The sequence below is a fragment of the Scytonema sp. HK-05 genome (assembly GCF_963872035.1).
Classification (GTDB): domain Bacteria; phylum Cyanobacteriota; class Cyanobacteriia; order Cyanobacteriales; family Nostocaceae; genus Kalymmatonema.
In genome coordinates this window covers 20,249-41,489 of record NZ_CAWMYC010000160.1, presented here as the reverse complement: position 1 = coordinate 41,489, position 21,241 = coordinate 20,249, and the positions used below count along the sequence as shown (strand labels likewise).

Annotated in this window: 16 protein-coding genes; 3 read left to right on the top strand and 13 right to left on the bottom strand. The window is 45.1% G+C overall.

Features of this window, described 5'->3' with window-relative positions:
* Nucleotides 1–4,021: HEAT repeat domain-containing protein (locus tag AACT52_RS37540; RefSeq protein ID WP_337251787.1), on the top strand; the 4,021-nt coding region annotated here is incomplete at its 5' end.
* Entirely contained in the window at nt 4,003–5,202 is a 1,200-nt protein-coding gene (locus AACT52_RS37535) for a hypothetical protein (RefSeq protein ID WP_073635338.1), read from the top strand. The genes AACT52_RS37540 and AACT52_RS37535, both read left to right, overlap by 19 nt.
* 383 nt (nt 5,203–5,585) lie before the next feature.
* Here AACT52_RS37535 and AACT52_RS37530 read toward each other — a convergent pair whose 3' ends face one another.
* The 6 genes from AACT52_RS37530 to tnpA all read right to left on the bottom strand — a co-directional run bounded on the left by AACT52_RS37530 (nt 5,586) and on the right by tnpA (nt 12,676).
* Nucleotides 5,586–7,076, bottom strand: a complete 1,491-nt coding sequence (locus tag AACT52_RS37530; protein WP_073635337.1) for a catalase — start codon at nt 7,074–7,076, stop codon at nt 5,586–5,588.
* Between the two features lie 337 nt (nt 7,077–7,413).
* Nucleotides 7,414–8,043, bottom strand: a complete 630-nt coding sequence (coaE, locus tag AACT52_RS37525) for a dephospho-CoA kinase (protein WP_073635336.1) — start codon at nt 8,041–8,043, stop codon at nt 7,414–7,416.
* Nucleotides 8,044–8,172: 129 nt separating this feature from the next.
* Complete coding sequence (locus AACT52_RS37520) at nt 8,173–8,910, bottom strand: class I SAM-dependent methyltransferase (RefSeq protein WP_073635335.1); 738 nt, start codon at nt 8,908–8,910, stop codon at nt 8,173–8,175.
* 412 nt (nt 8,911–9,322) lie between these two features.
* Nucleotides 9,323–10,912, bottom strand: a complete 1,590-nt coding sequence (locus AACT52_RS37515; RefSeq protein WP_073635334.1) for a flavin monoamine oxidase family protein — start codon at nt 10,910–10,912, stop codon at nt 9,323–9,325.
* Between the two features lie 57 nt (nt 10,913–10,969).
* Nucleotides 10,970–12,013 carry an adenosine deaminase gene (gene add / locus AACT52_RS37510; protein WP_073635333.1) on the bottom strand — a complete coding sequence of 348 codons (1,044 nt, stop codon included), beginning with the start codon at nt 12,011–12,013 and terminating at the stop codon, nt 10,970–10,972.
* 255 nt (nt 12,014–12,268) lie between these two features.
* Nucleotides 12,269–12,676, bottom strand: coding sequence for an IS200/IS605 family transposase (gene tnpA / locus AACT52_RS37505; protein ID WP_073635332.1), 408 nt, complete (start codon nt 12,674–12,676; stop codon nt 12,269–12,271).
* A gap of 81 nt (nt 12,677–12,757) precedes the next feature.
* Between tnpA and AACT52_RS37500 the strand changes: the two genes are divergently transcribed.
* The gene (locus tag AACT52_RS37500; protein WP_073635331.1) at nt 12,758–14,062 is read left to right on the top strand and encodes an RNA-guided endonuclease InsQ/TnpB family protein; all 1,305 of its coding nucleotides are present in this window, start codon (nt 12,758–12,760) and stop codon (nt 14,060–14,062) included.
* On the opposite strand, the gene AACT52_RS37495 is transcribed toward AACT52_RS37500, so the two are convergent.
* From AACT52_RS37495 to AACT52_RS37465, 7 genes are all read right to left on the bottom strand, one after another.
* Nucleotides 14,051–16,840 carry a molybdopterin-dependent oxidoreductase gene (locus tag AACT52_RS37495; RefSeq protein ID WP_073635330.1) on the bottom strand — a complete coding sequence of 930 codons (2,790 nt, stop codon included), beginning with the start codon at nt 16,838–16,840 and terminating at the stop codon, nt 14,051–14,053. The two genes, AACT52_RS37500 and AACT52_RS37495, sit on opposite strands and share 12 nt — an antisense overlap.
* Nucleotides 16,825–17,649 carry an FAD binding domain-containing protein gene (locus AACT52_RS37490; RefSeq protein WP_073635329.1) on the bottom strand — a complete coding sequence of 275 codons (825 nt, stop codon included), beginning with the start codon at nt 17,647–17,649 and terminating at the stop codon, nt 16,825–16,827. The genes AACT52_RS37495 and AACT52_RS37490 overlap by 16 nt, the downstream gene beginning before the upstream one ends.
* A gap of 76 nt (nt 17,650–17,725) precedes the next feature.
* Nucleotides 17,726–18,487 (bottom strand): alpha/beta fold hydrolase, encoded by a 762-nt coding sequence (locus AACT52_RS37485; protein WP_073635328.1) that lies wholly within the window; start codon nt 18,485–18,487, stop codon nt 17,726–17,728.
* Between the two features lie 176 nt (nt 18,488–18,663).
* A complete protein-coding gene (locus AACT52_RS37480) occupies nt 18,664–19,014 on the bottom strand; it encodes a hypothetical protein (RefSeq protein ID WP_073635327.1) in 351 nt (116 codons plus the stop codon).
* A complete protein-coding gene (locus tag AACT52_RS37475) occupies nt 19,014–19,373 on the bottom strand; it encodes a hypothetical protein (protein ID WP_073635326.1) in 360 nt (119 codons plus the stop codon). Before AACT52_RS37475 ends, AACT52_RS37480 begins: the two co-directional genes overlap by 1 nt.
* A gap of 1 nt (nt 19,374) precedes the next feature.
* Nucleotides 19,375–20,589 carry an NRAMP family divalent metal transporter gene (locus tag AACT52_RS37470; RefSeq protein WP_073635325.1) on the bottom strand — a complete coding sequence of 405 codons (1,215 nt, stop codon included), beginning with the start codon at nt 20,587–20,589 and terminating at the stop codon, nt 19,375–19,377.
* Nucleotides 20,586–21,029, bottom strand: coding sequence for a hypothetical protein (locus tag AACT52_RS37465; protein ID WP_073635324.1), 444 nt, complete (start codon nt 21,027–21,029; stop codon nt 20,586–20,588). Before AACT52_RS37465 ends, AACT52_RS37470 begins: the two co-directional genes overlap by 4 nt.
* Nucleotides 21,030–21,241: the final 212 nt, after the last annotated feature.

The following is a 21,241-nucleotide window of genomic DNA, read 5'->3' as shown; positions in this document are numbered from 1 at the left end:
TGCCGCAGCATCGGCACTGGGGCAGATGAAAGCGACAAACTTTGCCCCAGATGTTGCCAAACTGCTCAAAGATTCTGACACAAGTGTCCGTTCTGCCGCAGCATCGGCACTGGGGCAGATGAAAGCGACAAACTTTGCCCCAGATGTTGCCAAACTGCTCAAAGATTCTGACTGGAATGTCCGTTATGCCGCAGCAGAGGCACTTCCAAAGCTAGGTCAGCAAAATTTGTCATTCATTGTGCAGGTTCTGGACGCAGTTTTGCAATCTCGTCCAGAAGAAATTGCTCAACCGAGATTCCTAGCTCATTTTATAGGTGGTGGAGAGCAAGATGTAGAAACTCTCATGCAATGGGTGGGTAGACCCAAAAGTAGACCAGAGAAGCTGACCCTTGACAAGGGCAGAAACATAATGACAGTGTTCGAGAAAGCTTGGCAAGACAGTAAATCAACGCCAGATTTGCGACAAGAACTAGCAGCACAAATTGCCGAAGTTGCTTACAAAGTCTCCTGGGAAGCACAGGACATCAGTTCACTTCGAGATCACTACAACAATCTCAAACAAGCCAAATCCACCCATGCTGATGCTGTGCATTCAGTCATCAATAATCTGGAATTTCGGGACTGGTTTTCCCTTGCAACAAAAATCATCCTCATTCACCTTGCCATTTGGCTTACCCTCATCCTTGCCTACCCCAAATTTCCTCAAGTTCTGGCAACCTTTTTCTGGAACCCTTGGATAAGGCGGATTCTAGGTTTTGGTTACATCGGCTTACTCCTAACTTGGGTTCCTTACCTGCGTCGCAGACTGTTTGAACCATTCAAACCTACCTTGCTAGCTGATGCAGGATTAGATAATTTCAATGAGCAAACTTATTTTCCCGAATCTTTTGTTAAGGTTCCGCCGGGTAGCACCCCACCCCCAGCCCCTCCCCGCAAGCGAGGAGGGGTAAAGCAAGCGGCGAGAGATTCTGCAGACAACCTAGCACCAGAGATTCAATCAGTTACCCAAGCACTACCCGATATCACGGGGCAAATCGTCTTAGAAGGCGACTCTGGTTTAGGCAAGTCAATGTTTCTACGCCATTTGGTGAAAACCTCCCAGCGAATCGTCGCCTTTCTACCCGCCCAAAAATGTGACAACGGCATCATTGACGCAATTTATGCCAAGCTGCAAGGACAGGTACAAGATGCGAAATTCCTGAGAAACCTCATTTATTATGGTGCTATAGACATCTGCATCGACGGACTCAACGAAGTCACCGCCGACACGCGGGCAAAAGTCTCGCAGTTTGCAGAAAGTTATTTCCGGGGCAACATTATTATGACGACACAGCCCTTGGATTGGATACCGCCCTCAACGGCAAAGAAATATGAATTGCAGCCGTTGGAACGTGAACAAATACAGGAGTTTTTGCTTTATCGTCAGCAGATGAACCTCACCCTGCCCTATCGGGCATCCCTCTCCTTGGTAAGGAGAGGGAAAGATTTTAGCGCAGCTAAAAGCGAGGGTGAGGTGAAAAGCGAGACGTCTGTATGGCGAAACCTCACCCTGCCCTATCGGGCATCCCTCTCCTTGGTAAGGAGAGGGAAAGATTTTAGCGCAGCTAAAAGCGAGATGTCTGTACGGCGACTTAACCCCACCCCGCCTTCTTTCCCCCTCCCTGCTAGCGGGGAGGGGTTAGGGGTGGGGTTCCGAGATTACGAACAAGCCTGCGCCCGCTACATAGCAGCAGCCTTCAACAATCAACAATCCCCAGAAGATTTAGCAGCAGCGAAGCGAATTCTTTCCAACCCAATGGATTTAACGCTGGTTGCCCTGATGCTATCACAAGGTAAACAACCAGACTTGTTTCGCCTGCAAGAACAGCAATATCAGCTGATGGCGGAAGAATACCTGCGAGAATGGAAACACGAATTTCCACTCAAGAAGTTCTCGCAAGCAGTTTACCAAATGCGACTCAACGACGAAAGCGCCATTCCTGCTGATGAATTTAGGCAAGAATTAATCAGTATGGAAGATGAAAAATATAAAATGGTCATCAGCCGTCAGTGGGAAGATGCTGAAGGAGAACCGCACAAAAGCTGGTACTTTCGCCACGACAAAATAATGGAATTCTTCCTTGTACAAAACTTTCTTGGCGAAGGTAAAGAAATTCAAGAGCGTGTTAATCAACACATAAACGACCCACGTTTTCGCGGTGTTTACTTATTGTTGGCAACCTTACTCCCCTTAGATACAGCCTTAGAACTACGAGAAAGATTAATCGAATACGCCGCTAATACCAAAGACCATACATTGAGTGATAAATATGTACAGTTATTAAAGTTACGGTTGCCACAATGGACACAAGACGGTACATTAAAGCAACTTCTACAACAACACGAACAGAAAGCTAAGTGTTTGGATTTAGCAACTAAGTTTCTGGAACTCGTAGGTGCGAAAATAAAACGAGAGAAAGAACTGCACCTCACAATCGAAACTATCGAAGGCACTCTCAGTACCTACACGCCTTTACCAGTTTTGCTAACTGTGGATACGCCAACTGACCAAGATATCATCCGACTCGTTCAATCCCAACAATTGCCAAGGGAGCAGACACAAAGGGCTGGCTTGCTGATATACAGAGTTCCACCGGATACCACCGCCAGAATGGAAACGGCTAAGGTACGGTTACGCGACCATTTTGTGCTGATTCCAATTCCTCTAGCGCAAGTGGAACAAGCGCTACCCAACCAAGACGAGTGCAGAGGTTTGCTGGAACTGTATTGCGATCGCTACCTCCAGCGTGTTGATTTCTTTGATGACAAAAACGCCATTAGCGACACATTTTCTTTCTTTGGTCGCACAGAAATACTACAGCGTTTGGCAGAAGAACTGCTGAGATATCAAGGAATTGGGCTATTTGGATTACGCAAATCAGGCAAAACCTCTGTGCTGCTTCAGTTAGGATTCTTGTTGCGACAACATCCCATCGTACATATTGACCTACAACGGTATGGCGGCTCTCGTTACGGTGCAGCTTTGTTCAACGATATCCTTCAGCTTCTTTCCACCCTAGAGACTGAGGCGAAACTCCCATCTTTTGAACCATTTCCCCTAGAGAAACCAGCCGCAGAGTTAACTGGAGAATTCATCCAAAGAGTGATTGACTTTGCCAGTGCAATCCAGCAAACTAAAAAGTATAAATTGCCCATCCTGTGCTTTTTGGATGAAGTAGAACGAATTCTTCCCAGTCCAGAAGACTCGCGGGAGAAAGCAGAAGAATTTAATGCTTGTTTTGGGGCGCTACGAGTGTTGTGTCAAGAACAGCGTCAACTGTCACTTCTCGTCGCTGATGTGCATCCAGATTGCAATCGAATCAATATGTGGAAGCAACAAGGAGTGGCAACAAATCCAGTTTTTAGCTTCTTCAAAGAAGTCTTTCTGCCTCCTTTTGCTGAAGAAGAGACGAAAGATATGCTCATTAACATCGGCAAATTGATGGGCTTAGAGTTTGATGAGCAAACCCCTAAACAAATTCATCGGCAAAGCGGTGGACACCCGTTTGTCTCTCGTCAACTTGCTCGCTTTTTAACAGAAAGAATAAAAGATAAAAATCAAGATAAAAATACAAAGCCTTCTCAAAGCAGAAATATGCTCATTGAATGGGCGACGGTAGAGCGATATTTAGAAAAGACTTTGAGTCATAAAGGCGAGTTGAAAAATTACTTAGAAAAAAGCATTTGGGAAGATTTAGAAAAACGTGACTTTGAAGTGGCGATCGCCCTGCTTCGAGCCATAGCCTGCAACGAACATTTTCGTGAGGGGATAACAGAACAAGCGTTACTCAACCAACTCAAAGATAATTTCACAACAAGTCAGTGCTTAGATGCTTGCTTGTGGCTCACAAATGTTGGATTGTTGTATCACAAGGAAGTGGAACATCAGGATTTTTACCAAATCCGGATTCCACTCTTATCGCGGTGGATCCAAATGCAGATGACTGAGGAGGAGATTGAACAATGCAAAATTTTCCAGTAGAACGCCCGTTTGATAACTTCCGAGTCGCAATCACTGATCCTTCCCACTTCTTTGGACGCAGCGAATTGCTCAATACCATGCTAAGATCGCCCTTTCAAGTACGGATTCTCCTCGCTGGGCGGCGTTTGGGTAAAACAAGTGCTTTGCGTGCTGTTGAGTGGAATTTGCTGAATCCAAATACTGGTAATCCCCGGCGAGCATTTCCTGTACTGATAAACTTACAGTTAGAACAACCCAAAGACTTAGACAATCTGCGTTATCTCCTCATAGCCAGACTCCGCGAAGCAATAGAACGCTGGCGAGAAGTTCCTCTAGCGAGTCTTAGGCAGATGTACCACCAATTTCTAACTCAAGTCAAAGGTGGCGAAGTTACTCTTAGCTTTCTCAAGCAGTTAAATATTAAATTGAATATAAATAATCCCGACTACGAACGACGCTTAGATAATGATAGCTTCCGCTTGGCGTTCCTTAAAACTATAGAGGAACTTCGCAAGTTAAATTTTCAAGGTGTCTGCTTTCTCATCGATGGCGCTGAGTTTATTGTGGATAAAAATTGGGCAAGTGATGCTTGGTCATATCTGCGAGGATTGAAAGATACCGACACTGCTATCAAGCCTTTTTTGGGTCTTTTGCTATCAGGTTATCGAGATTTGAAGGAATATCAGCAGCGCGTAGGTTCTCCATTATTAAATATAGCAGAAATCGAATGGTTAGCTCCCTTAAGTGAGGAAGATACAAAGAAATTGATAGGCGATCGCGCAGAACAGGAACAGATTTCTTTCCCCGATCAAAAAATGACCTCTATTATAGAATGGTCAGGATGCCATCCATATTTAATACAACAAACTCTCAATATTATCTTCGACCACCAAACAGACTCCTGCACGAATTTAATAAATAAATTAATCCAGTATCACGACAAAGACTTTTCCTCATGGTGGAATGAAGAACAGCACTCTGGTTGCTTTGGAGAAACTGAACGAACAGTTTATCAAGCCCTGGTTGAGAACCGCAAAGGAACTCCTAAAACTTTGGCACAATATACAGGTTTAAGTCGAGGAAATGTGGCAGATGCTTTAGAAGTCATTGCGGGGACTGGTGTGATTCGGCTGTTGGATGAGGAGTATTATGCTGTAGGTTCTCAACTCTTCAAGGAATGGGTAACACAACAGACACCTTGAGTTTATATTTATTTATTCAATTCACAAAAGTCATACATATATTATTACAGTAATCTTGTTTTCTTATTCTCGACTTTAACAAGAAACAAAACTTTTATTAAGGACTCCGCTTATGACTGCTTCTAGGGAATAGACTAATACGCTTGGTGATAAAACCAGAATCTTTATCAGGAACACAATGTAGAGACGCGCCACCTCTCGTCTCTACAAAGAACGCGAATCCCACCAAAAATCCTTAACTGAACTGTATTGGGGAATACTATAGCGCTTCTCGGTTGCGTGCAATACACAACTGTAGAGACTGTACTGTACGGTCTCTACATTATTTGTGGTGGTGTATGTGATTCAAATGAGAACCGCTATATTCCAAGCTCCTCACCTTGTTATGCCCCGACGGGTTGAGCAGACGTTGGAATCATCGATGGGTCGATCGCAACCCCCAACCCTTCTGCCACACGACGACCGTAATTCACATCTGCCCGGAAGAAATGGCAGAGTTGGCGCATTTGAATATCACGTCGTGCCTGACTCAAACTGCCTACAATGTTTTGGATCAGACGCTCCTGTTGTTCGGGTGTCATGAGCCGATAGAGATCTCCCGCTTGGGTGTAATCGTCATTTCCTGCACGGTGATCATAGCGATCTGCCTTAACATTGCCTAAGTCCACAGCTGGCTCTGCATAAGCACAATTTTGCTTCGGCGTATCCTCATAGCTGTTGGGTTCGTAGTTGGGTGCATTGCCTCCATTGTTGCCGAATGCCATAGCACCATCGCGCTGGTAGTGCATCACCGGGCACTTCGGTTGATTGACAGGTAATTGCTGATAGTTCGCACCGATACGATAGCGCTGAGCATCGGCATAGGACATGATGCGAGCTTGCAATACTTTATCGGGAGAGAAGCTGATACCAGGAACGACGTTAGAAGGAGAAAATGCCGCCTGCTCAACTTCAGCAAAGTAGTTTTGAGGATTGCGGTTGAGTTCGAGAATACCCACATCAATCAAGGGATATTCTGAATGCTTCCAAACCTTGGTCAGGTCAAAAGGATTATCTCGATGGCGCGCTGCCTGTTCCTCAGTCATCACCTGAATGCAGACTCGCCACTTAGGATAGTCTCCGCCCTCGATCGCTTCAAACAAATCGCGAGTTGCATGGTCTGGATCTTCGCCCTTAACCCGTACTGCTTCTTCCGACGTAAAGTTTTCAATGCCCTGCATGGTTTTGAAATGGAACTTGCACCACACCCGTTCGCCTTGAGCATTGATCAGGCTGAAGGTGTGACTGCCAAACCCGTCCATGTGCCGATAGGTTTTGGGAGTACCGCGATCAGAGAATAGAATCGTGACCTGATGCAGAGCCTCTGGGCTAAGTGACCAGAAATCCCACATGGCGTTGGCATCTTTGTAATTAGTTTGCGGATTGCGCTTTTGCGTGTGGATGAAATCAGGAAACTTGAGCGGATCGCGGATAAAGAAGACTGGCGTATTGTTGCCTGTTAAATCCCAGTTGCCTTCTTCTGTATAGAACTTGACTGCAAAGCCTCTGGGGTCACGCTCAGCATCGGCTGAACCTTTTTCGCCTCCCACAGTAGAGAACCGGAGAAGAACTTGGGTTTGCTTGCCAATCTCTGAAAAAACTTTGGCTTTACTATAACGAGTAATATCGTGAGTAACGGTGAACGTGCCAAATGCAGCGGCTCCTTTCGCATGGACGACGCGCTCAGGAATCCGTTCCCGGTTGAAGTGAGCTAGCTTCTCCATCAGGTGAAAATCTTGCATCAGCACAGGACCACGAGCACCTGCTGTCAACGAGTTCTGGTTATCTGCAACCGGAATTCCCTCAGCGGTTGTCAATGTTTTGGGGTCAGCCATACTGGGTGATTTCTCCATCAATTTAGTCAGAGGTTGTAATTTCTTTTCAATAAGTCGAGCTTGAATTCATAAACAACCGCCTTAGTCGTAGCCGTTATGAGTTCATGGTAATATCGTAGTCGAAATGACTTTGACATAGTAGCCTCTAACCAGAGATTGCAATAAACTGTAACATTTCATCCATTCCTGAAAAGGAACTAGCGCAACCAGTATGCCCTTGAAAACGGGATTTGGCAGAAAACACCATGAAAAGTTTAAGAAAGTGATTGTGTCTCCTTTCCAAAGTGCATCGCGAATATGCAGCAGAACTAGCCTTGCTGCTGTAAAATCAATCGAGCTAACTTTCCCTAAAAAAGGTGGCACACGTGACGGGAGACGGCTCAATGCTTAAGATTGCTGCATCTACCTGTTTCAGTATAATTTCGATAATAGAGGAATTATTTAACACAATATCTGCACTGGCTACTTTTTCTGCAATTGGCATTTGACTCATAATCCGGGCTTGCGCTTGCTCTAAAGTTAAATGATTCCGCCGCATCAATCTTTCTAATTGCTGTTGTTCAGAACAGCTGACAACCCAAATTTCTGTGACTAAATCAGTCATTCCTGCTTCAAACAGCAAAGGCACAACTAATACTAGTGTTTGTGCTGATGATACGGCAATTTCTTCGAGAAAGCGATCGCGCACGTATGGATGAATCAAACCCTCTACCCAGTTGCGTTCCTCTTGATTGTTAAAAATAATCTCTCCCAACTTCTGACGGTTGAGGTTTCCATCTGCAAGTAAAATTTGTTCTCCATAACGTTGAGCGATCGCCTGAAGAATGGGTGAACCTACAGATACTGCTTCTCTGGCATAAATATCTGCATCCAAAATAGGCAAATTGTAAGCACTAGCCAAATAATTGGCAACAGTGGTTTTGCCTGTAGCAATGCCTCCAGTTAACCCGATGATGTGTGTTGTCATGAGTTGATTAAAGCAATTAGCAATTAACCATTAGCAACTACCATTATCTGCGTGGAATTGATTTAAGTCAGTGGGTGACAATAGCATCGAACGAGTGAATGGCTCGCGGCTTGATTGCTTCAAAAACAGCTATTTAACGCATTCGATGCCAACCATCGGCGCATAGTTAAGGAAATCTTGCCAAAACTCTTGACCCTCTTGCCTCACCCCATCAGGAGAAACTATCGGTTTTTGCCACCGAACCTCTTTGAAGCCGACACTTCTCAATGCCGATTCGTAAGTGGCTTGGCTAAGGTAATAGTTATCAAAGCTGAATTTCTCTCCATCAACTTTGAATGTGTATTTTATAGGTGTGCCTTCTGTGAGCGGTTCATCCACGCTTTTGATAAATCCATATTTTTCAGTTATGGGATAGGACGCAGGAGGTTGTTCGCTATTATTGTTGAGAGTGACGAAACGACCGCCCGGTTTCAGGTTGGCGAAGATGCTCTGACACATTTTAAGCAGTTGTTCTTTGGTTTGGGCGTAATTCAGCAGATAGGCAGCCACCACTAGATCAAAACTGCCAATTTCACCAAGTTCGAGTACATCAGCGACAATATATTCAATTTCTTGGGGTTGGGAGGCTTCTTCCTGTCTTGCCAGTTCGATCATTTTGTCGGAATTGTCTACCCCTACTACCCGTGCAGCGCCCTTCTGTTTGAATTGTCTGGTGTAGAATCCTTCCCCGCAAGCCAGATCCAAGAGCGATTTTCCGTTCAGATCACCTAGCAGATTAAAGAATGTATATGCCTCAATATGCAGCCGAAACGGCAATTCTTTGGATTTTTTATACTGCTGGGCAATACTGTCATAATTGGCTGTCATTTTCGTCTCCTACTGATAACACTTTTGTCAATATACAATTGTGCTGAATCTTGAGTGATTCAGATATTAAACTAACCGTTACTTCTGACAATAGATACTTGTCTTACCAAAACTGCAATTATGCTTTTAAAGATTTAAGTAGGAAATATGACAGAAAAAGTAGTTAATCACTGCAACATATGTAATAGCGTTAAGTCAAGAGGAAAATAAATTACAAACTGCTGGCTTTCCTCAAAGTATTAAAAATTGTAAATTAGTTACTTCTATCACTTGGTAGAGTTTCTGTTCTCAATGAGGCATCTTTTAGCTAGAACAAAAAAAAGCCTCACATCTCACAAGCGCGATCGCTGTTGTAGTGCAGTGCCGAACAAAGAGCAATAAACCCTCGTCTTTGCGTCAGAGAAAATAATAATTAAGCGTGCGCTGCAACTAACATTTCCTTAACTGCCCGCACAGATGATTCCACTGCACCCTCTATCCAGGCGTATTGCGTTGAAGTATGTTCCCCCGCAAAATAGATGCGACCTTCAGGTGCAACTATATCCTTATACAATCCCGTTTGCTGATAGGGCTTCATGAAAGCGAAACCCGCTAAGCTCCAAGGGTGATTGTCCCAATACCAACTCTCCATCCGCCGCAGCACGCCTTCGTTATTAATTTGAGGATGAATCAAGCCCAGATATTGCTGGATAACCGCATGGCGTTCCTCTGGGGGCAGCTTCCCTAAATGGCGTGCCAGACTTCCCCAAGTGTAGGAAGCTAATATCACGCCAGCACCAGCTGAGACTTCCGGGTCTTTAGCAGAGGCGTTGTCATTGGGATAGTAGGTTGTACCAATGGGCAAATCGCTGTACGTCCCGCCACCGTAAATCCCGTCGTCGGTTTCCCAAAAACGGCGGTTGGCTACAGCTTGCACTTTCATTGCAGAGTTATATGACAACCCACGAATCGCTTGTTGTTTGGTTCCAGAAAAAGGTGTATCGAGCCGAGACAAAACTGGGAAGGGGATGGTACACAGGACAAAATCCCCTTCCTCCCGCTTGGTGGTGCCATTTTGCGTATAAACTGCTGCTGCCTTGTGCGCTTGGTCGTCTCGTTCTATTCGGATGACTTCACAGCCCATTCTGGGTTTCGATTTGAGGAGGTGTGCAATAGCAGCAGGTAAGCGGTCTGTACCGCCGACAATTTCATCTAAATCGTTCTTCAAGTTCTCTTCAATACGGATAATGCTGAGGGCAGAGAAGTCAACTGTGTCACCCACTAATCCTCTAGCTGCTAACATCATTTCGATCGCCTCATCCGACAATCCAGCAGCTTTACACCATTGCAGAAAGGATTGCTCATCCATAGAGCGGACGAGCGCGTTTTGGGGGTACTCAGCAAATATCTCAGCTTTTTCCGACTCGCTCAGTTCGTTGAGACGGCTTTCCACTGCAAGATTCCAAACATCATCTGGTGTTAACCCACTTTCAGAACCAGACAGACCATAAATCTCAGGCAGCTTGTCTGCTTCCTTGGCTCGTATGCGCTGACCGCGCATATAATAGTATGCCTCTGGGTTCTCCGAAACAAATGGACGAAGTTCCAACTCGCACAACTCAATGTAATGGCGCGTCAAAGTGTGCGTTTTGGGAATTCGCATTGCACCCACATCACCATACAAACCATCTTCAAAGCGTAGCGTACGAACCCGACCGCCAATATGGCTGCGATCGGCTTCCAAAATCACGCAGGTATGTCCCCGCTTTTCCAATTCATAGGCGGCGCATAAACCCGCCATCCCTGCTCCCAAAATCACAACTTTTAAGGGTCTACCTGGATTGGGAATAGACTCTAACTCGTTTAGTAGGTTAGCTCCATTGGCTGCTGCTCCTTGTGCCTGCGCCCTAGTCAAACTCCTCAACTGAGTTAAACTTGAGAAGAGTGCAGCACCACCTGTAAATGCAAGACCGCGTAAAAACCAGCGACGGTTGAATGAGAGGAATTTGTTTGGTTGACTCATAAACGCAAAATAGAAGTATTTGAATCTGATAAACACAAGTGCGGTACGAGTAGCGTGTTACTGTTTAAATAGCTCTGCTCGCAGTTGGGATACTTTGTCTGTAAAGTGCTGTAAATAATCGGAGCGCGCCGCCGAGTCCATAAAAGCCGCCATAAAGCTGTTCCGTGCCAGCTTCTCGATATCATCGGCTGTTAAGTTAAATGTGTCAGCTACCTGCAAATAGTTTTCAACAACGTCTGCATGAAACATCGGCGGATCGTCCGAGTTGACGGTGACAAAAACGCCAGCATCCATCAGTCGCTTGATTGGGTGAGCTGCCATATTTGGGAAGATTTTTAACTGAATGTTACTAACTGGGCAGACCGTCAGGGGAATTTGGATTTCCACTAAGCGCTGTAACAGTTTATCATCTTCTATAGAGCGCACACCGTGGTCGATGCGTTCAACACCCATATCGAGTGCATCCCAAACACTCTCTGGACCTGCGTCTTCACCTGCGTGAGCAACAAGCCTAAAGCCTAATTCTTTTGCCCGATCGAATGCTACCTTGTGACGGGAAGCAGGGTTAAGAGCTTCCTTACTGTCCATCCCAACACCAATGATTCCGGCTTGTTCTCGGCTTTTGTGAGCTAGTTCCACCATACTCAGGCTCGCTTCTGGATCGGTTGTCCTGTCCATGTCTGCAATAAACCACATTTCTACACCGTATCGTTCTTTGCTCTCAATGCGACCAGCAGCAATACCCGAAATCACTGTTTCCCACTCAATTCCACGGTTTCGATGAGCATCATAACTGAAAAACACTTCGCGGTAGGCAATATTTTGTCGCGCTGCGTCGGCACCAAATTCAACGGTAATGGTCTTAAAGTCTTCTGCTGTTTGTAAAGTTGAAGAGGTGAGCGATAAGATATCAATAAACTGGTTGAGGTTTTCAAATTCGTAAAACTTCTTAGCGCTTTCTTCGTCTTCAAAAGGTAACTTAATAGAGTGGCGTGCAGCTAGCTTTAATAAAGTTGCTGGTTGAATTGAACCTTCTAAATGACAGTGCAATTCAGCTTTAGGGATGCATTGGATAAACGCTTTGAGCTCTTTTGTAAGCATGAAAGACCTCTACTGATTAGAAATACTTCGGTTTAGGAGCGAGATTGTTAAATACTCCTGCAAGACATTCAAGTTGGCATCTACTTGCGGGCGTGGAATGTTATTAAGAACTCAAGCATTTAACGAGGTCGCGGAAGTCCCCACCCTCAACGTACCCTAGTGGTGTGTATGGACAGCAGGCTACGACGATTGCCGAAGCGTGACCAATAGTAGCCTACGGCTACTGAGGGAAAAGATGTATGAGGAGTAGCCAAATCAATCGGTTGGTTCTTCTTGAGATTGAATGTAGTGCTTGATTCTTTCAATCTTGTCGCCGCCAGTAGATGCAACATAATAAGAACTAGACCACAGCACGCTTGTTTTGTATATAGTTGCTAAATGTTCTGAGAATTCTTTTTGAATAATTCTGCTGGACGCTGATTTTAAACTTCCAGCAAGCGCAGAAAGATTATTGTCAGGATGAAAGTCTATTAGCAAATGAACATGATCTGACTCTCCTGAAAATTCAATTAGCTGACATTTAGTTTTGATGCATACATTTGCAAATATTTCTCGTAACCGTGACCGTATTGGGGCGGTTATTGCTTTGCGTCGATATTTGGTTACAAAAACAAAGTGTAGGTGAACAGAGAAAATAGAATGAGACCCTTTTCGCAAAGCCACTTGATATACCTCTACTTCAACGATAGCATCAGTATAACCAGTAAAAAGTAGGAGGTAAATAAAATAGTGGCGACAAGGCGAATGACTTTTCGGTTATACCCAAACAAGCAAATAGAACAGTCTTTGCGGTATCACCGGAAACTTCATAAAGACTTGTTCAACGCTGCTGTATATAACAGATTCACCCAATACCAAAAGTTCAAACATTCTGTTAGCTACATAGAGCAACAGAATAGTTTGCCTCCATTCAAAGAGGTTTGGACAGAGTACAAAGAAATTAACTCTCAAGCCTTGCAAGCTACTCTTAAAAGAGTAGATTTTGCATTTGAACGGTGGTTTAAAGCCTTAGGTAAGCGTCCAAAGTTCAAGTCAATCCGTCATTACTCAGGATGGACGTATCCAGCTAAAACTGGCTATTCTGTTGAATCAAATGGTGAAAACGGATATATTGTTTTGTCTAAAATTGGACGCATTCAGATGCGTGGCAAGGCTAAGTATTGGGGAACCCCAACTACTTGCACAATTGTTTATCGCAACGGCAAATGGTATGCATCTATTACCATTGAGGTGTTGGAACAAGTACTGAAACCCGAAATATTACCAACGAATGCAGTTGGTATTGATTTGGGTTGTAAGTCAGCTTTGTCTATTACCGACGGAGAGAATCATCAACACATCGACGCTCCCAAGTTTGTGCGTAATGCTGAACGCGAGATAAAACGAGCATCTAAACACAAAAGACGAAAACAAGCGCCAAACAGAAAAAAGAAGCTTAAAGCTTCTAGAAGATGGAAGAAAGCCCAATTTAAGGTGAGTAAGCTAACTCGTAAAGTTGCTAACCAGAGACAAAATTGGGTACATCAAGTTGCAGCAGAAATTGTAAGCGGTAATAGCTTCGTTGCAACTGAAAAGCTAGAAGTCGTCAAGATGACAAGTATTGCGAAGAAAGGTAAGCGTAAAAAACAAAAGGCTGGCTTGAATAAGTCAATACTCGATGTTGGGTTTGGAATGCTCAAAAGTACCATCAAATACAAAGTTGAACAGATTGGTGGTGTGTTCATTGAAGTTCCAACCAAAAAAGTAAAGCCCAGTCAAACTTGTCCTAAATGTGGACACCAACACAAAAAGACACTCGATGATAGAGTTCATGAGTGTCAACAATGTGGATATGTCCAAGACAGGGACATCGCTGCCGCAGAAGTTATGCTTTATTGGGCAAAAGGAATTCTACCGGGGTTTGGAACGAGCCTCGTAGACGCTGATGTCGCTAGCTCTACTTCATATACCCGCAAAACTGCGGGAAGTATGAAGCAACTGGGGCGCGTGAAGCGTCAGAAATCTACTCTTACTGGGCAGGATGTAGAAACCCGCTCTTCAACGAAGTAAGGGCGGGTAGTTCATAGCTCTCCAAACTCTTTCTGGTGTCATAGGAAGTTGAGTCAGCCTGACACCCGTTGCATGAAAAACGGCATTGGCGATCGCAGGTGCAATACAATTAATCCCAATTTCTCCTATCCCCTTAGCACCAAACGGACCATTGGGATCTGCTTTTTCTACCAAAATGATTTCTATCGGTGGTACATCCTGTGCGGTGGGAATCCGGTAGGTACGCAGTGCTGGGTTAAGAATCCGTCCGTATTCGTCCTTGCGGAGTTCTTCCCACAAGGCATATCCTAGTCCCATGACAATTGCACCAGTCGCTTGACCGTGGCAAATTCTGGGATTAATTGCAGTACCTATATCAAAGGCTTGGACGCAACGCACAACTGTAATCCGTCCAGTCTCAGTATCAACTTCGACTTCGACCCCCGCAACTGTAAAGCTCAAAGAAGACACATCTGCTGTATAATCTATCTCTACTTCTAGAGATTCCTGTTCTTTTTGAGCCAATGCCACAAGTTCTTGTAGAGAAATTTCTTGCTGTTTTGCCTTCACAGTTAACCCAGCAAGGATAATTTCTTCTGGTTGAGCATGCAAGAGTTTTGCCGCAAATTCTACCAGACGCGATCGCAATTTTTGCGCGACTTTATTGACAGCTTGACCTGATATGCTAGTGGTGGAAGAAGCGTAAGCTCCGGCATCAAATGGTGTGCGGTGCGTATCAGCAGCAAGGAATTCAATATCAGCAACCTCTGCACCAAGAACCTGGGCAGCAATTTGCCGCAGGGAAGTATCTGAACCAGTGCCAACGTCAACTGATCCAGTTCTCAGTTCATACTTTCCATTGGCTTTTAGTGATAGTTTAGCCCCAGCATGATGTATTTTGGTTAAACCACTGCCCTGCATTGCAACTGCAAACCCAACAGAGCGTCGCAGATGTCCATCTATAACTCTTGGCATTCCAGGAGCATAACCCAGCGCAGAGGTGACGACATCAAAGCATTCTTGCACTGCGTAGCTGCCAATTACGTTGATGTGATCTTCTTTTTCACTTCCTAGTTTGATTTCATCGTCTGGACGAATGATATTTTTCTGACGGATTTCAATCGGATCTATACCCAATTTCTCAGCAATTTCATCCATATGAGATTCAATGGCAAAGGAGCCTTGAGTTACACCATATCCACGAAAACCCCCACCAGGCATGATATTAGTGTAAACAGCTAGCCCCATAAATCGTTGATGCGGGCAACGGTACAAACCAAGAGGAAAGCGACCTGTGTTATAAATAACAGTTGAACCATGATTGCCATAAGCTCCGGTGTTTGCTATGACTTCCATATCCTGAGCCACCAGCGTACCATCTGCTTTCACCCCAGTTTTCAGGTGAATTGTCATCGCATGGCGGCTATTAGTTGCGGTGAATTCCTCTTCCCTTGTGAATTCCCATTGCACTGGCTTTCCGGTACGTAGCGTTGCTAAGGCGCAAAGGTCTTCTGTAAGATACTCTTGTTTGTTGCCAAATCCTCCACCAATCTGTGGTTTGTAAATCCGAATTTTTTCCTTTGGTAACTGGAAAATTTGACTAAGCTGCCTTTGACAGTGAAATGGGACTTGGGTGCTGGAGCGTATCACCAGTGTTCCGTCAACTTCAAGCCAACTGACACTAACGTGAGGCTCCAAGTGAACGTGCTGAACAGCTGGAAGATGATAAGTGTTTTCGACAATCAAATCAGCTTGTGCAAATCCCTGTTCTACGTTGCCATTCTCTAGAACAACTTTAGCTGCAATATTATGCTGGGCATCATAAATTTGGGACGACTCTTGTTCATCATGAATCACAACAGCGCTATCGTTCATTGCTGCAATTGGATCGGTGACATGGGGTAGGATTTCGTAATCTACTTCAATCAATTGACACGCGAGTTCAGCAATGCTTGAAGATTCGGCAACGACAGCGGCAACGCGATCGCCAATAAAGCGCACTTTGTTGTCCAGCAAATAGTGGTCCAAGGGGTCTGGCACTGGCTCTCCTCTACCAGCAGTGCTGTAGGGTATTCGCGGTACATCCTCATGGGTAAAAACTGCATGCACGCCACTTAAGGCTTTTGCTTTTTCTGTGTGGATACACCGGATACGGGCGTGGGGATGAGGCGATCGCAGTACCTTCAAATGCAACAACCCTTCAGGCGTCCAGTCTGCTGTGTAGGCTGGTTGACCTGTGACGATTCTTACACCGTCCTGCTTGGGAATACTCTGCCCAACTGGTCCGGAGGTAGTCGTCAACTGCAAGCGTTCTGGCGTCCGACAGCTGCCCTTACCAGTCCGCATGAGAATGCTATCGATGATTGCCTGGTAACCAGTACAGCGACATAAATTTCCTTCTAAAGCTCTGCGAATTTCTGCTTCCGTCTCTTGTAGAGACGTTGCATCCAAAAGTTCTACAATTTTCTCGGCACTCATAATCATGCCGGGGGTGCAGAACCCACACTGGAACCCTTGGCAATCTAAAAAAGCTTGCTGCATCGGTGCCATTTCACCATCCACCACAAGTCCTTCAATCGTGGTGACAGAGTGACCTTCAATTTGCATGGCTGGGTAAATACAGCTATGAATCGGCGCGCCATCTACCCAAACAGTGCAACTGCCACAATCGCCAGTTTCGCAAACACGATGCACACCAACCCTGCCTAGATTGCGTAACAAACTGAGTAAGCTTGTTCCTGGGGAACAGGTTTCGCTATAGGTCTTGCCGTTGAGTTGAAAAGTTATCGATTCTGGCATAAAATTTCTGAGAGCGATCGCTGCATTAAAACTTTCGTGACGTGTTGGCGATAAGCCGCACTTGCCCTTTCATCTTCTAGAAAACAATCAACCGGAAGCTGCTCCAAGAGTGCTTCGCAGAGTTCTTTTGGAGTGGGAGGTGCTGCAAACTCCACGACTCGTGGCGCGGGTACACTAGCACCGAGTCCAAACCGTACTTGGGCTGTTTTTGGATTATAAGCTGCTACCACTATTGACACTGCATAACCGGCAGTGGCAACGCAAATCCGCTGATAGCTAATTTGCCATTCTAAGTTAGATACAGGAATCAAGATTCTTCGCAAAAGTTCTCCGGGTTGCAGGATTGTTTGCTGCACCCCAATTTGGAAATCTCTGGCTGGAACAAAGCGAGGTGGAGAACCTGAACTCACGATTTCGTAGCTTGCCCCCAACGCAACCATAACGGGTGCAAAAGTACTTGCAGCTAAGGCTAAACAAAGGTTGCCCCCCACAGTCGCTTTATTGGTGACTTTAAATGATGCCAACTCGTCAATGGCGCGGTGAAGTGCTTTCACAGATGTCCAATTGAGAGGACAGTCCCATTGGCGCAATTTTGCCATAGGGCAAGTTGCACCGATCGCTAAACCAGATGGCATGATTTCAATTTCTGACCAGCCTAATTTCTCCAAATCTATTAGCACTTTTAAATCAGGTTCGGCCTGGGAGAAGATCCAGGTGCCGCCAGCAAGAGGTACCCATCCCTGCTGCCAGTTTTCGACTGAGAGTAAATCTGTTGGACGAATGTACGTTTCGATGTTAGGCAAATCCATAAAAATCTAAAAAACTAGCTTCTTGGGTTAGAAAAACTAGTGCTGCTCCTAGTAAACATTGTGACAAAGCAAATTGTCACTTTGGAAGTTGACTCAAAAAACACAACATTTCATTAACAAACGTTTTTGGTCGGTCTATGAAAGGCCAGTGACCTGCATCTTCAATTGCTCGCCATTCAACATCTGATGCAGTCAGCATAGAACGAGAAAGTTCTGCCGTACCGCGTGGATTTCCCAGCAAATATATCAAAGGAATTTCCAGGGTACTGAGCCTTTTAGCTAACTGAGCGCCTCTAGAAAGTTCAACTAATTCTTTGCTGTTTAAGTAGTATGTCTCTTGCTGACACAAGCAGAGGCTGGCATAATAACTACGCAGTGCAGGGTCTTCCAATCCATCAGAGTATATAGAGTTGCGGATAGTGTCGAACCCATATCTCTGGAAATCTTCTAAAGAATAGGACACAGCTTGACTACTAAAGGTACAGTCTTCGATAGAAATATTACCTTCAACGTTAATGAAACCTTGCACAAGTTCAGGGTATTTCTCAGACAATATCAAACCAATCACTCCTCCCATCGAATGACCTACTATTATTACCTGACTGATGCTTTTGAATTGCAGCCACCTTGCTAAGCTATCAGCGTGTTCTTCGAGAGATTTTGGCGTCACAGACCAAAGACTTTTTCCATAACCTTCAAGGTCTAATGCAATGTGAGACCATTGGCAAAGATGCTCATTTTGAACCAGTGATTCAAAGCAGAGACCAGATTCACCCAAACCATGAATATATAAGATAGTTCCTACAGAATTGTCAGAGTTAATCCATCTGCAGAACATATTATGTTCAAAGCTAGTGTAAAACATGGCAGTATAAGGGTAATTAACAATTGTGGCTACACGCCTACATAAACTTTTGTCAAATACATTTTTCGTTCAGTGAGGTTTTTATAAATAGGACATTTCATTCTTTCAAGAAGTAATAGATAGTTGCCAACAGTACAATTGTCATTGTTTTATTTTCCATTTATTATCACTTCTTGCTGTTCAGGGGAAAATGTCTTCAATTCGTGCTTGAGACAACGTAGCCGTGGTTTTTGGGGGTCAGTCAAATCCAGCTTGTCCCAAGGCACCCTGTACCCACCCATACCTTGACGCGCTCCCAACAGGTGCAAAATTTTGAGTCCAATTGTCCAAGCTGATAGCCGTTCTAAGATGGCAGCAGATCCAATCAGATATTCCTGGACGATCCATTCATTCCCTTGCTTTTGGGCACGTACCTCTTCAATACGTCCAACCTCTTTGCCTTCTAGATCCAGCACCGGTTTGCTAAGCAATAATTCAAGATGAATTTCACCCGAAGCCATTACTTTCCCCCTGGAATCCGTTCGATAATGTGTTCGCGTAGCCATTTTTCGTTAGCTAACACTGGCGTTGCTTCGGCATCGAGGTCAACATTTACATCAATGCCAACGTCGCGCACTTTTGAAAAGGGAATCCGAAACGACTCACTGTGCTTGGCACCCCACTTGCTTGCAAGTGCTGCTACCCAACCTTCCAAGCGTGGATGCAGCCTTCGGGCAAGGGTTGGCACACCCACTTCGATGTAAGCCAGTCGTGGTGGTTGCCCTTCGGGTAACTCCATGACAATCCCATCGACTCTGCCCATTTTGCAATTATTGCGGTCAACCAACTGGTTATCCAAAACATCTCGGATCACGTCCATTTCAACCTCCAAGAAATTCCAAAGGGATGGCAATAATTGCCAAGACAAACGAGAGGGCGATCGTGAAAATGATCACGCTATTACTAATCCAACCATTGCGATACTTGCCAACGTAGTGCTGATCATTCATCAAGACAACAAAAGGTACGATCGCCGGCGGTAAGATGAGTACTGTAATCGCCATTGTGAACAGCGTCAGTTTTAAGGGGTCGATGCCAACGACCATCAGCAATGATGCCAGAAACACAAACACCGTGTAGACGAAACTAAACCGTGCCGCTTCCTTCGGTTTGAGATTTTCGCCCCAATTCCACCCCAAAGCTTGAGCCACAATATAGGTGAAGCTAAGGCTTGCCTCCAGTGCAGCCCCAAAGCAGCCGATACCCAGCGACGCTGCGAACAGCACGAAACCCCAGTAACCGAAGGGTTGGGTCAGCATCAGCGCTGCTTGCAAGTAGTTATCAACGTGGATACCCTTGGGGTGAAGTACCATCGCTGCTACAATCAGCACACCCAGCGATACCGTGCTACCGAAGCCCATGCCTAAAGAGGCAACAGCGCGATTAGCACCGATATTCTTTTCATCCCATTGGTCTTCTACTACAGTCGATGAGTAGAAATAAAACAGGTGAGGTCCTATCGATGCGCCCACGATACTAACCGCAATGTATAAATAATTTGCGGTGTTAGAGTGTGGCAAAGTCGGCAACAAGCCAGAACCGATTTGTGTTAGTTCAGGATGAAGCTTGAAAGTTGCGAAAACAAAGGTCAGCGTGATCAGTCCAAGCAGGGAAACGCCATTAGAGATGATGCCCAAGTTGCCTTTCCAAAGTACCAACCAAATCACCATAGCAACGGGCAGAGCAAACCATTGAAAGCTAATCCCCGTTAGCAGTTGTAGTGCGATACAAACGCCACCGATTTCAACCGCCAGTCCCAGAAAATCGACCACAATTTCGCCGCATAGTGGAATGACAAAATAGTTGAACCCAAAACGCTCGCGGATCGCCGAGGCTAACGTATGTTTGCTTACGGCTGCCATCCGCCCTGACATTTCTACCAGAAAGATTACGCAAATCGCGCCTAAGAGGATTGCCCAGATCAGTTGGAAGCCAAACACAGATCCAGCTTCTGCTGCTGTAGCGATCGCGCCTGCGCCCAGAAAGCCACCGATACTCGTGACGATGCCAAGCGTAATTTGCAGAATTTTATTCATGGCTGCTCACCTGCTACCGTGGCAAACGTGCTAATTGTTTGCTTTTGGGTTGATAGCTGTCTTAGCTTTTGAGCAGTCGCAGTGCGGTCTTTTTGTTCCACCGCCCTTGACATCTGACCCACTGTGGATTCAAGACCCTGTAGATGATCCAGTATCGTGCGATGTTGCGTGGGGTCAGATGATGACTGTGCTATCTTTTCTGTTTCTTTATGAAGTTTTTCAAGCGTTGTAGAGAGTGTTTGTTTTGCGTAGATCGTCGGGACATTGCCGCGTATCCAGGCATCGCCAGTCATCTCGGCAGTTGCTGCCCATGACGTCACTGTTTGTAACTCTTTTGTAAGTTCTGAAGTGGAGGATTTGCTACTACACGCGGTCAATAGTGTCAGCAACAAAAAAGCGCCACCTATCTTGTTCAACAAAAATCTGGCAGGATTGCCCATTTGATTATCTCATAAAATAGCGTCGAGTTAAGAAATAAAAAATTAGAATTTGTTTGCTATCGTTAGAATATTAAAAATTGTAAATTATTTATTTCTATCACTAGGTAGAGTTTCTGCCCTGAGTTCGGGTGCTTTTAGTCACTCATAGTTTCTGACTAAACATAGCAATCCGTGTAGGAGTTACGAACAAAAAGATCCCCGACAACTTCGGC